We start from the raw sequence: 12,942 nt of genomic DNA on the forward strand, positions 1-12,942 counted from the left end.
ATCAGTTTGCTAAGCTTACCCGCTTATTCAGTAGACGGATGTAGACAAACAAAATTCCAAGCGTCACTTTGAGCATGTAATAAACCGCCTGACCCGTATTGATCGACGAAACGCCCCCCTGTCGCTCCCGCATCGTAACCGGAACTTCAAGGATACGTAGGTTATACAACCCAAACTGCACAATCGATTCGGGTTCAGGATATTCGTCGGGATAGTAGTCATTCACGATTTTCAGCGTTCGTCGGTTAAATGCCCGGAAGCCCGACGTACTATCATAAATGGCCCGGCGAATCAGCATATAATTGAGTCGACGGAAATAGTTGATACCGATACGCCGAATTGCGGTCGACTGAAAGCCAGATTTCTCCAGAAAACGGGAGCCAATAACTACATCTCCACGGCCATCGATCAACGGTTGCAGAATCTTGATTAACTCGTTGGCGGGGTGCTGGCCATCGCCATCCATCTGTACAGCAATGTCGTAACCGTTTCGATACGCGTATTTGTAGCCTGCCTGCATGGCCCCGCCAATACCCAGATTGACCGGCAAATCAAGGTATAAACAGTTCAGATTTCGAATGATCGCCATCGAGTTGTCGGTCGAACAGTCGTTAACCACCAGGATGTCCAGCCGCAGCTCGAACTGATGTTTTACCTGATTAATCTCCCGAACAACGGTCGCTATAGCGGCTTCTTCATTGAAGCAGGGCACCACAATCAGAATGCGGGGATCGGTGAGAGCCTGGGTTTCCATTAGTCATTGATCCGGTAAATGGTTAGCGAGCCGAGCGTCGATACCAGTTTCATGCAGCGGTTTTCGGCCGGATGCAGCGTATGGTCAAAGACCACATACTTCACATTAAGTTGTTTCAGCTTTGGTGAGCAAGGGTCCATGGCTACTGTATAGCCATCTTCAAACGTATTCTGGATGATGACCGAATCGCGGCCATCTACGTAACTGGTGTAAATCGTATGGGCAAACCTGTTATAGGCCGAATCCCGTTTCATAGTCGGGTCAAGCACTTTCAAGACCGAACGGGGCGGAATGTATTTAACCCCACTCAAGACATCTACACCCGTCGCCGTGACCATATAAGCCACATACTGGCCACCAAACACGACCCATTTGGCATTGGGCTCCTGGGCATGGATTGACTGAACCGTTTTATACAGCAGATGGTCCGTAATAGGTGCCATCCCCTTCGAAACAGGATTTATCCTAAGATTTGGTAGCAAAAACAAGGTAATGGCACTGCCGAACAACAAGTTTCGGTAAGGAACATCCCAGCTAAATAAGAGCAACGAGCCTACAGCCGCAAAAAACACCGTTGGCATAATAAGCTGTCCCATTTTGAAAAAGCCAGCCGAGTCGTCAACGTTTACATTGGCTGCGTAAATCATGTAAGCGAGCACCCCAGCAACACCAATGGCTGTGTATAGGGTATTGGCTTTTATTGGTAGTGTACTTAGGTAATACAGATAAGCCAGAGTAAGTAAAACGTTGCCAATGCCAAAAGGAATCTGCGTTCGACGAGTAGGGCTCATGCTCCAGAGGGTAAGTTTGGCCAACCATTCGGGGAAGCCAACTTCGATCCAGATATACCCAAAAATCACAAAGGTAATTAAGAGTAGTACCACCCAGTCAATTTTTCGGTAGAGGCTAAAGCTGATAAGCGCGCAGGGGATAATGATGGGAGCAAAGGTTATATAGTGAGATTGCTCACAGCTATTTAGCCAGTTGCTGGGCAGCTTGGTGTCGGATACCATCCAACTAAAGTACTCTGAAAACCAGTTGGCGATAAAACCTGTACCACCTAATTCGCTCCGTTTCCCTGGGTACACCGTATTCATGATAGCATCCAGCGTGGGCTTCACATCAGAGTAAAAAGACCAAAAAGCAATTCCTGTTAATCCAAGGGCTAATACGGCCGCTCCTGCTTTGATTGGCCAGCGTTTTGCCATTCGATTTAGCTCGATGTTATTCAGGATATAGCCCAACAATAGGCATACCAGTACATAGCCTAAGGGTAATTCATACGGTGGATACAGAATCAAGGCATAGTCCATAAGTAACCAGGCTAGTGCAACTGCACTGAGTAGGATTGCTTTGGGATTATCACTGTAAATCAGATAGACCGACGCAACAAAAATCAGGCTCATGGCCGCTATCATGGGCGTGGGAATGTACATCCAGTATTGCGTGCCCGACGATAGGAAGAGCCATACACTGCCAAAGACTGATAACCAGAAATTATTCCGGGTCAGTAATAACAACATCAGCGTAGCGCCGATAAGGGCAAACATTACCCTGAAATTATGCATCCAAGCATAGCCTCGCTCAACATCAAAGATGAAAAAACCCCATTGATCGGGTTTGAATAAGACGCTGAAATGCTTGGTTGGCGTGACCAGAATAGGGGCTTTTTCGCCACCAATGGTCAAATTTTCAGTTGGGAAGCCTTTGTTGGCCTGCGACAGAATCCAGGGAGTACCCACGGCATAATCGTCCATACGAATACGGCGTGGTTCACCCGAGATTAGGCCACGCTTAGGATTACTTCCATCAGGCATTAGCTGATTCCACAGAGCTAGTGAAATCGAATGAATTTTAGATAGGGTGAGTAATAAAAACAAACCGACACAAATACCCATAAACCACTTCAGCCGTTTGTCAAACCGGATAAGCTGAAATGATTGCTCTGTAAGCGTTGATTCAACGGCCTTAGATGGTATAACAGGCTGAGAACGAACAGGGGCTGGTTGAGGCTTGGGCTGTTGCTGCGCTACCGGATTGGGTGTAGCACCGCCAGACTGGCCTTTCCTTTTCTTCGACATGGGTAAGAATACGGACGGGTTTTCAAATTGGGTTGATTATTGAGCAAGGCTCATCAGTCAAACTTACTAATACCGTGCCAGTTTGCCAACATCTGGCATTTTGTTTCGTAAAATAGCTAATTTGCCCCCATGGTGAAACGTCTTGTTCGGCAGCTAATCTCCGTTATCATTGCAGTAGGGCTTCTTTGGTACGTGTTGAAAGGAGTTCCTTTAACCGAACTGACTACACAGTTTTTACAGGCCAATCCATACTGGATCGGGATTACAACGATACTTATCCTGCTTTATCACGTGTCGCGGGCAGCGCGCTGGCGACTGGCTTTACAGGCGTTGGGATATTCTCCTTCGCTCTTTCGGACAACTGTTGCTATGCTAGCTGGCGCATTAGCGAGTATGATTATTCCTGGTGCAGGTGAAGTAACCCGTTGTGGTACGTTGCAACGTACAGATGGCGTTCCGCTGGCTCAGGGCGTTGGCTCCGTTGTGGCAGAGCGTGTTGTTGATTTAATTAGTTTGTTGGTAATAATTACGTTGACAGTACTGCTCGAGTTCAATCGAGTGAGTGCCTATTTTATTGATGTCTTATCGCCTTTATTTCCCCAGCTTTCGACGGATGGTTCATCTAATAAATCGCTTATAGTTGGGGCACTAATCGGATTAGGGCTTCTTATTTTTTTATATCGTCTACTCCAAAGTGAAGCGTTCTGGCGTCATCGATTCGTCATTCGGGTTGTCGATATTATCAGTAACGTAAAGCGAGGTTTCCTGAGTATTCGGCAACTAAAACAACCCGGACTGTTTATTGCTTTAACGGTTGTGAGTTATGTCCTGATCTTTCTGCTTAATTATGCGTTATTTTTTTCGACCTCTCAGACGGCAAAGCTCCCTCCAACGGCTGTTTTGACTATACTGGCAGTGAGTTCATTGGGCGGTTTGGCTGTGCCAACCCAGGGCGGTCTGGGCACCTATCATTTTTTAGTCAGTCGTGCGTTAGTACTTTATGGTATGACCCTTACGCAGGGCGTAGTAGTGGCCACATTTCTACACGGGGTGCAGGTTGGTTTTTCGTTGTTGCTAAGCAGTCTGAGTTTTCTTATTATTCCTATCCTGATTACGAAACGATCGCTAAAGCCGACCGAAAGCCTACAAAAATAGGCAGTTTACTGTTGGCGAATCGGTTAAACACATGTTATCTTTAAACCATATACTTTACAAAATCCTAATCAAACTTAGTTTTTGTAAATTCGTCGTTTCAAACATCTCAATCACATTTAGTTAATGACATCTCATCAACTTACGCTGGCGGCCGGTCTGCTTGTGCTGCCCGGCCTGTGTTTGGCCCAGGACAAATTTGCCAATACCATTACCGCTGCTGATCTCGAAAAAAACCTTAAAGTGCTGGCGGCTGACGACATGGAAGGGCGCGAAACCGGCACACGAGGTCAGCGGAAAGCCGCCGACTACATTGCCAGTCAGTTTGCGGCCGAAGGCTTAAAGCCCATTGTTAAGGCCGAGGATGGCAAAATGAGTTACCAGCAGGCGTTTACACTCTACAGAAAAACATGGGGTGATTTCTACGTCAATGCGGGCGGTAAACGCTTTGAGCCACAGAAAGACTTTATGCCGAACGGCTTACTTTACCTACCTAACGAAACGGCCTATGAGACGGTCTTTGTCGGGTATGGCATTGGCGAAGCCAATTACGATGACTATGCCGGGCGTGATGTTTCAGGGAAGGCGGTTGTGATGCTGGACGATGAGCCGAAAACAGCCGATGGTAAAAAATTGCTGAGCGGCTCGGCTGAATCGTCGAAATGGGGTGGCACGAACGGCTGGCGGGCAAAAAGTCTGCTTGCGAAAGATAAGGGAGCAGCTCAGGTATTTATCATTTCGGCCGATTCGCCCGAAGCGTTCAAACAACTCATGGCGCAACGGGGTGCTATGCTGGGGCGCTTGAATCGGTTGACGTTGAAGCCAGGTGCCGAAAATGTAAGTTCTGTGGGCGTGTTTCTGATTACGGCTGATATGGCATCGACGCTGCTCAATACGACTGCGGCTACAATCAATCAAACGGTTGAGCAACTAGCTCAGTCGAGCAAACCTGTGGCTTCGGCCTTGACTGGCAAAGTAAGCATGAAGGCCGACCGGGTTGAGGAAAAAACGCAGTCATCGAATGTACTGGGCTTTCTGGAAGGAACCGACAAAAAAGACGAGGTGCTGGTGGTTTCGGCTCACTACGATCACATAGGCATCAGTGCCGATGGGCAGATCAACAACGGGGCTAACGACGATGGGTCGGGTACGGTATCGGTACTGGAAATTGCGCAGGCATTTGCGAAAGCCAAAGCCGCTGGAAAAGGGCCGCGCCGGTCGATCCTGTTCCTAACCGTATCGGGCGAAGAGAAAGGACTGTTAGGCTCGCAGTACTATGCGGATATGGATCCCGTCTTGCCGCTCGACAAGACCGTCGCCGATCTGAATATCGATATGGTGGGCCGGGTCGATGATCTACATCAGGGGAAGTCATCCAACTACATCTACGTCATCGGCTCTGACAAACTCTCGTCAGACCTGCACAAAATCAGTGAAGAGACGAACAAGAAATACACAAACATGGAGCTGGACTATAAGTACAACGATCCGCAGGACCCGCAACGCATTTATTACCGCTCCGACCATTATAACTTCGCCAAGCACCAGATCCCCATTATTTTCTATTTCAACGGCCTGCATCCCGACTACCACAAACCGACCGATGATATAGAAAAGATTGATTTCAATCTGGCTGAAAAATCCGCCCGGCTCGTTTTCTATACCGCCTGGGACATCGCCAACCGCGACCAGCGATTAGTAGTCGATAGCCATAAACAGTAAACGAATTAATATGGGATTAGCTTGGTTAGATAGTATTCCTTTCATGACGGGGCTGGATGCTAGTTATTTGCCAGCGATTGATAAGCAATTACGGAGTCAGTTTTTTGAATCATATGGTTTACGAATACCCATAACTAATTGTTGTCTGAACCATAATGAACGGGAAATTACAATTGACGGGGAAATAACTTACCTAGAGACGGATCTTATAATTGGTATCTATGGATTTCCTTGTACGATAGGCTGGAGGTTAGTGAATCAAGTTGATGGAAAAGACGGGATTACACAGTCTATCGAATGTTGGTGGGAAAAATTTCATAGAGAACAGATCCTTATAGACTATTTAAGGAGACGATTAGAAAGAAAACAAAAAGCAGCTAAAGACCCTTTCCTAAAATCCCTTCACTATAAAGCTAGAGTTGATCCAACAAATGGATTGGATATTACTTTACGATTTCAAAGTGAAGTTGGGCATTCAGCGGAGATCGCTAATACGATTTATGAATCAGTAGAAAGTTGGAATAAAGCTACTCTTTTAGGCAATGATCAAGGATTGATTCACAATGCGGGAGAACTTAAAAAAGTAGGTAAATACTATACTATTCACATTGATTTGGGGAGTTCATATAAGGGTGCGCTAAATCAACTACTGCTGCATTTAAACGCTAAATCCAGTTTGATAAAAAAGCTTGAGGTTATTTGATTGCACTTGCCAATCAGTCTGTCTCAGAGGAGGCTTTCCTTGACTTGTCTGGAAAAGTTCCCAAAATTTGACATTTCCAGACAAGTCAATGAACCTGCAATCTCAATTCTTCCCACCCGAAACCTTGCCAGGCTTAGCCGGAACGCCGGGTTGAGTAATTTCGAAATTTTCTTTCTGCTTGGCGTCGGCCACCATTTTACGAACGTCGGCTAGCAGTTTCTTAGCGTCGTAAACAACGCCGTCTTTCACCGTATAGGTAACCCCACCTACGCGTTCCACCTCGTTTTTGTCATTCAGATGGATGGCTCCGGTGCCGTAGAGGACTTTCAGGTTTGCCAGCGGATTCTGGTCGATGATCACAAAATCGGCGAGTTTACCTACTTCAACGGAGCCAATCTGATCGGACATGCCGAGAGCTTCGGCACCTTTTAGGGTAGCGGCCCGGATCACTTCGAGCGGATGGAAACCGGCTTCGCGCAGGAGTTCGAGTTCGCGGATGTAGGCGAAGCCGTAGAGTTGATAAATAAAGCCTGAGTCGGAACCGGTGGTTACGCGGCCACCCCGGTTTTTGTATTCGTTGATAAATTCCATCCAGAGTTGGTAGTTTTTCTTCCAGGCCACTTCCTGCTCTGTACCCCATGAATGCCAGTACGACCCGTGCGAAATCCGGCTGGGGCCGTAGAATCGCCACAAGCTGGGCATGGTGTAGTCGTCGTGCCACTCGGCGCGTCGTGCCAGCATCAGTTCGCGGTTGGCTTCGTAGATATTGAAGGTCGGATCGAGTGTAAAGTCGAGGGCGATGAGTTCGTCCATAACTTTGTTCCAGCGTTCGCTTCCGGGCTTAGCAGCCTGTTGCCATAGGTTACCCGCTTCCTCAAAGCGATTTTGCTCGTTGTTGTAATTGTAAGTAGCCGGATAATTTTGTATTGTCTTGTCGTCGAACAGCGCTTCGGGTAGGCCGTACCAATGTTCCAGCGAGGTCAGACCGGCTTTGGCCGTCGCCAGGGCATTCATCCGGGCTACTTCGAGTTGGGCATGGTGACAGGCCGACCGCAAACCGAGCTTTTTGTTTTCTTCCAGCGCGGCTCTGAAAATAGCGGGTTCAGCACCAAAAAATTTAATCCCATCGGCTCCGCGTTTGGCATTCTGTTGTACCCAGGTGCGGGCTTGTTCGGGTGTACTGATTGGGTCCTTAGCTCCTTGTCCAAACACGGTGTAGGCTTTGATACGGGGGGCGGTAATCTCGTTTCGTTCGCTTTTCGCCCGATGCTCCAGTACCCAATCCAGTCCATTCCCACATGATGGATCGCGGATGGTCGTAATGCCATGCCCCAGCCAGAGTTTAAATACATATTCGGCGTTGGCTCCCTGCGCCTGCCCGCCAATGTGCCCGTGCATATCTACAAAGCCGGGCATCAGGTACATACCTTCGCAATTCAGTTCCTTGTCGCCAGGATCAGCTTTGGGACGACTCCTGGCATCGATTGGTACACCTGGATAACCGACCTGTTTGATCTGGGTAATCCGGTTTTTTTCGACCACAACATCGACAGGTCCTATCGGCGGAGCCCCCGTACTATTGACCAGCGTAACCCCCCGAATGATCAGTTTGCCAAATGGCCCTTCGCCTTCATGGCGAGCAGGGGCTTTTTCGACCTGACCAAAGAGGGAGTAAGTAATGAAGAGAGAAATGTGAAGAATAAAGAGGAGCCGTGTATAAGGTTGTATCATGCCGGGGCAAATCGTTTTTGATAAACAGTTGTAAGATAAGCGAATCTGCCGGATTTTTGCGCTAAGGCTAATAGAACGCCGATTGTTATGATTGACATAGATCTTAACAAATCATATTGATCATAACAATCCGTATTCTATCTACTTGTTTATCATATGCGCCAATTCATTATCAATAATTTTCTGCTGATCGTGCTGACCATGGCCGTGGTCTTTGCCTTCGCCATGAAAGCAACGATTTTTCAGAAAGAGCCCGATACGAAAGCGAAGCCAGCTGAAACGGCACCCACTGTTTTCTGGAACTACTGGTTTGCCAACAAAGCCGAGTTGAACAGCTACCGGCTTCAGCAGGCCAAGAGTGGTGCGTTGCACACGGGCGAGGCCACGCTCATTTTCCAGACAGAAGATTTTCAACCTGCTAAACAGGTAAAGGCGGATAAACAGGACGGATCGATTCCGGTTCTGAAAGCTGGGTTGTTCAAGAAATTTGCGACGGGGCTTTATGACTATTCACTGTCTACTTCGGTCTTTACGCCGGTCGATAAAAGTGGTATCCGCCCAGCCCTGTTTCCGAATACGCTGAAAGTTAGCATGGTGGGGCAGGAGTGGGACGGGCATTATTACCAGCAGATCAACTACCGCGACAATGCCTATCAGGTTATTGGAAAATCGTTTCTGGAAAAAGAGGTAGACGAAGCGTTTACCCTTGAAAAAGCCATGCTGGAAGATGAACTCTGGAATCAGATTCGCATTAACCCCGATAAACTACCCACTGGCGAAACCCGACTGATTGCCGGAACGATGACGGCCCGGCTTCGGCATAAATCCATCAGTGTGTTACCGGCCAAAGCGACGCTGGCCAATTACGAAGGGGTGCTGTATCCGGGTAAGTACCTCAGATCGTACACAATCGAATACCCTACCGACGACCGAACGCTGATCATTATTTTTGAGCGTGATTTCCCCCATAAAATTGTCGGCTGGGAAGAAACCTACGATACCCGAGATAACCTTCTGACCACCAGAGCCGTTTTAACGAAGACAATTCAAACGGATTACTGGAATCATAAGACTCCGGCCGACAGCACATTACGGAAGGAGTTGGTACACTAAACACATATTCTGCCAGACGGCTCCTGCTGAGTAGCCTATGGCTAAGTTCACTAACACTATGAATCGTATTATCACGTTTTGCTTATTCACTTTATTCATAATGGCCTGCTCAGGCGATGGCGACAAGACCAAAACCGCCACCGAAGAGCCTATGTATACGCTGATTTTCCTGGATAAAACGCGTAGCGTAAACATCAATAAGGCGTTTGTGGGGCAGAAATACCAACAGGCGCTGACCGACATCATCGAGCAGAACATCCGGCAGAAGGGCGATAAACTGGAAGTGTATTTTATCCATGAAAACACTTCTAAAGCCAGGGCGCTGAATATAACCGTCCGCTCCGAAATGGAGGATGTGTCGGCTGCCAGTCCGACCGACCGGGAAGCGGCTGAAACGGAGTTTAATCTGTCGCTTACTCGTGAAAAAGCCCAGATTCGGCAGCGGGTGTTGCAGCAGTTGGTAGCGCAAAATGTAGGCTCGTCGAATCGGGAAACTGACATCTGGGCCAGTCTGCCCGTTATCGCGAAAGCCAATGAATCGGGCGCGACGGTGAAAGTCTACTACCTCAGCGACATGATCGAGAGCGTAAAAGGAGCCAACCGACGCGATTTTCAGGTAACCCCGCCCAAAGACAACGCCCAGGCCGACGAATGGGCTAAGAAAGATGCCGAGCAACTCAAAAAGTACACGCTGGGAGGTCCCGAGATCACCATGATTCTGCCCTTCGAACCGAATGCATCCGTGAAAGAAAATAACCCGGCCGTTACCCAGTACTGGCAAACGCTCTTTTCGGAACTGGGCGTAGGTACCGTGGAGGAACAGTAGAATATAAATTATCGAACATAATACCGTAAATTTAAAGTCAAAGTTTAAATTTACGGTATTATGTTCGACCGTTTTGTTGGCCAAGAGCTTTTAGAGTTAGTTGCTGATCGGCCAGCCGTAGCAGTAGTAGGGCCTCGGCAAGTGGGTAAAACTACCTTAGTTAAATCAATAGTAGGGCAATTTTCTGATCAATTCTTATATCTGGATTTAGAGTCACTTGAGGATCTTAATCGTCTGCGAGACCCAGAGCTTTATTTGTCGGAACGGCAAGATAAGCTGGTTATTCTGGACGAGATTCAACGCATGCCCAGTTTATTCCCACTACTGCGTTCGTTGATTGATCGCCATCGCGTACCGGGTCGATTTATTCTTCTAGGGTCTGCTTCTCCTCAATTGCTTCAACACAGTTCTGAATCACTGGCTGGTCGGATTGCCTATATCGAGTTGCAACCATTAACCTGGTTTGAGGTTAAGGAGCAGATTCTTTATGAACAGCATTGGCTAAGAGGTGGTTATCCTGATATACTGACAGCCCCTAGTGATCGTTCTGCGAATCGACGTATGAATGATTTTATTCAGACTTATGTTGAGCGAGATTTACCTGCTTTGGGACTTGGGGCTTCTCCAACTCGTGTACGAACATTACTATCAATGCTGGTAAGTGTTCATGCCAATCAGCTTAATATGTCGGAGTTGTCTCGGTCATTAGGGCTAAGTGTACCAACAATCCAGGGGTATTTGGAATTTTTGGAGAATGCCTTTCTAATTCGCCGTTTGGCACCATACTTTGTCAATGTAGGCAAACGATTAGTGAAAGCTCCTAAATTATACCTGCGCGACAGCGGTATGTTTCATGCATTAGCTGGTCTAAGCTCAATAGAACAATTAGTGGGGAGCTTGTATGTGGGTAGCTCTTGGGAAGGCTATGTGATTCAGCAAGTAGTAGCTAATTTAGCCTACGATATCCACCCCTATTATTATCGTACGGCTGATGGCTCAGAGTTGGATCTGTTTTTAGTCCGGGGTAATCAGCCAGTTGTAGGATTGGAAATAAAATACACGAATGCTCCTAGATTAAGCCGGGGAAATTACATTGCCAGCAGGGATCTCGGAGCTATACCCATACTTGTAATTACACCATCGGCTGAAGATTTTCAACTGGATGAGCAAGCGCAAGTATGTAGCCTGGCAACTGTCTGGAAACAATTAAAGCGATTTAATGTCTTAGCTGATTGGTTGCCAGTTTAGGCCACACCTGGTCCAATCGGGAGGTTACCTTATATGGCAGACGGTGCTTCGGCTGGGATTTCGAAGTGGTAACCTTCTGAAAAGCCTGAAAAATCTTTATTCAGGCAATACGACGTTAGCACCAGTCCATCCCCTTCGCGTCGAACGGCCAGGTAGTGAAACAGCGGTTTATAGTCGGCAGCGAGGTCAGGGAGTCGGCTGGGAGAGGTATTCAATGGCTGACGTAGTCCACCCCCGCCACCAATCACCAGAAAGGTTTTGCCCTCAAATTCATAGCGTTCGAACGCGTGCGAATGACCGGTGATAAACAATTTCGCTTTCTGCGACCGAAGATAGGGTGGTACAAAGCGCTGCTGAACCAGTTTCGATGAACCGACCAGCTTACTATTGGAGTAAGGGGCATGGTGACAGGTTACGATAACGACTTTTATAGCCGGGTCGTCGTCCAGTTCCTCCAGGGTTTGCTGATACCAGGTTTGCTGGGTCACTAAATCGGCTACCGACAATATGCTGAAATTGGAGTTCAGCATGATGACGGCAACGGCATCGGTCACTTTTACATAGCCGGTATGAATATGGTCGGGAAAGCGCTGCTGAAAATTTTGGGCGCCTTTGCGTGGGCGTCCCATCACATCGTGGTTTCCCATAATGGCATAAACGGCCGTTCGTACTTCCGTACATTTGAGCAGAAACTGGTCGATAATTCGCCATTTGTTGTTTCGATAGCCGAGTGAAACAATGTCGCCCAGCCAGTACAATACAGCCGGTTGAATACGCAGGATTTCGTTGAAAATAACCTGCGTAGCTTTTTTGTTCTGGTGTGTCCGCAACACCAGGCGCTCTACCCACATGGGGGCTTGTGTATCGCTCAGAAATAAAATATCCCGTTTACTCGTATCCGTTTCCATAACGTTCATGCATTTACCATGAAAAGGCCCGCCATACTAATTGTATTTCGGCTGTGAAGGCTGCGTTCTCAACCGCTACAGCATCGAACCATTTTAATTCACCTGCTACTCGAAAACGACGGCCAATGGGATAGGTGTATGAAGCAGCCGCCATCCAGCCCAAACTATTGGTATTCGTCATTACAGTACTCTGATAATCGAGCCGGGAATGGGTGACGTACAAACCCGTTCCGGCCGTTATGGCCATTCGGCGGGCCACGCTCCGGTCGGTACCGGTAAGCCAGCCCAGTGGCATCGAAAAAACAACCAGAATCGGAATGGCCGACACGTACACATGTGCGTTTTCGCCTGCCACCTGGCCGCGATAGCTATACATCGTTGTCCAGCCGGTTTCGAGCCCTACCCGCAATCGATGATCGGGATACCACATTACCCGGAGTGAGGAAGGCGTACCAAACCGGCTCAGGTGGGGCTGTTCAATGGCGTCGGGTATGCCCAGATGCGTTGAATAGTATGACAGTCCACCACCCGCCGTCACGACCACCGTGTAGGGGCCACGACGCGAATCGATGATCGAGTCGGCTTGTATAGCCTGTAATCGTCGCTGCCGACGGGCCGACGGTGTCCGCTGGGCTTGAACGCTCAGGTTTATCAGTAGTAACAAAACAACCCAGCCAATTGTCTGTAAACGGAAGTGTTTCATG

11 protein-coding genes are annotated in these 12,942 nt (G+C 48.0%); 6 read left to right on the forward strand and 5 right to left on the reverse strand.

Features of this window, described 5'->3' with window-relative positions; genetic code table 11:
* Window position 1 precedes the first annotated feature (1 nt).
* Window positions 2-754: a glycosyltransferase family 2 protein gene (locus tag ACYVFD_RS28165; RefSeq protein WP_461093859.1), complete on the reverse strand. Its 753-nt coding sequence runs from the start codon at window positions 752-754 to the stop codon at window positions 2-4.
* The gene (locus ACYVFD_RS28170; RefSeq protein WP_461093860.1) at window positions 754-2,835 is read right to left on the reverse strand and encodes a DUF7657 domain-containing protein; all 2,082 of its coding nucleotides are present in this window, start codon (window positions 2,833-2,835) and stop codon (window positions 754-756) included. Before ACYVFD_RS28170 ends, ACYVFD_RS28165 begins: the two co-directional genes overlap by 1 nt.
* Window positions 2,836-2,964: 129 nt before the next feature.
* Between ACYVFD_RS28170 and ACYVFD_RS28175 the strand changes: the two genes are divergently transcribed.
* From ACYVFD_RS28175 to ACYVFD_RS28185, 3 genes are all read left to right on the forward strand, one after another.
* On the forward strand, window positions 2,965-3,990 hold the full coding sequence (locus ACYVFD_RS28175; protein ID WP_461093861.1) for a lysylphosphatidylglycerol synthase transmembrane domain-containing protein: 1,026 nt from the start codon (window positions 2,965-2,967) through the stop codon (window positions 3,988-3,990).
* Between the two features lie 123 nt (window positions 3,991-4,113).
* A complete protein-coding gene (locus ACYVFD_RS28180; protein WP_461093862.1) occupies window positions 4,114-5,709 on the forward strand; it encodes a M28 family peptidase in 1,596 nt (531 codons plus the stop codon).
* 10 nt (window positions 5,710-5,719) lie between these two features.
* Window positions 5,720-6,412: a hypothetical protein gene (locus ACYVFD_RS28185; protein WP_461093863.1), complete on the forward strand. Its 693-nt coding sequence runs from the start codon at window positions 5,720-5,722 to the stop codon at window positions 6,410-6,412.
* A 102-nt stretch (window positions 6,413-6,514) separates the two neighbouring features.
* Here the strand turns inward: ACYVFD_RS28185 and ACYVFD_RS28190 are convergent, their stop codons facing one another.
* Complete coding sequence (locus ACYVFD_RS28190; protein WP_461093864.1) at window positions 6,515-8,143, reverse strand: amidohydrolase family protein; 1,629 nt, start codon at window positions 8,141-8,143, stop codon at window positions 6,515-6,517.
* Between the two features lie 156 nt (window positions 8,144-8,299).
* Here ACYVFD_RS28190 and ACYVFD_RS28195 point away from each other — a divergent pair, with 156 nt between their 5' ends.
* From ACYVFD_RS28195 to ACYVFD_RS28205, 3 genes are read left to right on the forward strand one after another with little or no spacing between them, the layout of a single operon-like run.
* Complete coding sequence (locus ACYVFD_RS28195; protein ID WP_461093865.1) at window positions 8,300-9,256, forward strand: hypothetical protein; 957 nt, start codon at window positions 8,300-8,302, stop codon at window positions 9,254-9,256.
* Between the two features lie 58 nt (window positions 9,257-9,314).
* Complete coding sequence (locus ACYVFD_RS28200) at window positions 9,315-10,082, forward strand: hypothetical protein (protein WP_461093866.1); 768 nt, start codon at window positions 9,315-9,317, stop codon at window positions 10,080-10,082.
* A gap of 60 nt (window positions 10,083-10,142) precedes the next feature.
* A complete protein-coding gene (locus ACYVFD_RS28205) occupies window positions 10,143-11,330 on the forward strand; it encodes an ATP-binding protein (protein ID WP_461093867.1) in 1,188 nt (395 codons plus the stop codon).
* 29 nt (window positions 11,331-11,359) lie between these two features.
* Here ACYVFD_RS28205 and ACYVFD_RS28210 read toward each other — a convergent pair whose 3' ends face one another.
* The gene (locus ACYVFD_RS28210) at window positions 11,360-12,238 is read right to left on the reverse strand and encodes a metallophosphoesterase family protein (protein WP_461093868.1); all 879 of its coding nucleotides are present in this window, start codon (window positions 12,236-12,238) and stop codon (window positions 11,360-11,362) included.
* Between the two features lie 13 nt (window positions 12,239-12,251).
* Complete coding sequence (locus ACYVFD_RS28215) at window positions 12,252-12,941, reverse strand: hypothetical protein (RefSeq protein ID WP_461093869.1); 690 nt, start codon at window positions 12,939-12,941, stop codon at window positions 12,252-12,254.
* Between the last annotated feature and the right edge of the window lies 1 nt (window position 12,942).

The organism is Spirosoma gilvum, assembly GCF_054776815.1.

Coding starts and splice junctions, on each gene's coding strand:
- ACYVFD_RS28165 (WP_461093859.1), bottom strand. CDS start 754: ATGGAAACCCAGGCTCTCACCGATCCCCGCATTCTGATTGTGGTGCCC.
- ACYVFD_RS28170 (WP_461093860.1), bottom strand. CDS start 2,835: ATGTCGAAGAAAAGGAAAGGCCAGTCTGGCGGTGCTACACCCAATCCG.
- ACYVFD_RS28175 (WP_461093861.1), top strand. CDS start 2,965: ATGGTGAAACGTCTTGTTCGGCAGCTAATCTCCGTTATCATTGCAGTA.
- ACYVFD_RS28180 (WP_461093862.1), top strand. CDS start 4,114: ATGACATCTCATCAACTTACGCTGGCGGCCGGTCTGCTTGTGCTGCCC.
- ACYVFD_RS28185 (WP_461093863.1), top strand. CDS start 5,720: ATGGGATTAGCTTGGTTAGATAGTATTCCTTTCATGACGGGGCTGGAT.
- ACYVFD_RS28190 (WP_461093864.1), bottom strand. CDS start 8,143: ATGATACAACCTTATACACGGCTCCTCTTTATTCTTCACATTTCTCTC.
- ACYVFD_RS28195 (WP_461093865.1), top strand. CDS start 8,300: ATGCGCCAATTCATTATCAATAATTTTCTGCTGATCGTGCTGACCATG.
- ACYVFD_RS28200 (WP_461093866.1), top strand. CDS start 9,315: ATGAATCGTATTATCACGTTTTGCTTATTCACTTTATTCATAATGGCC.
- ACYVFD_RS28205 (WP_461093867.1), top strand. CDS start 10,143: ATGTTCGACCGTTTTGTTGGCCAAGAGCTTTTAGAGTTAGTTGCTGAT.
- ACYVFD_RS28210 (WP_461093868.1), bottom strand. CDS start 12,238: ATGGAAACGGATACGAGTAAACGGGATATTTTATTTCTGAGCGATACA.
- ACYVFD_RS28215 (WP_461093869.1), bottom strand. CDS start 12,941: ATGAAACACTTCCGTTTACAGACAATTGGCTGGGTTGTTTTGTTACTA.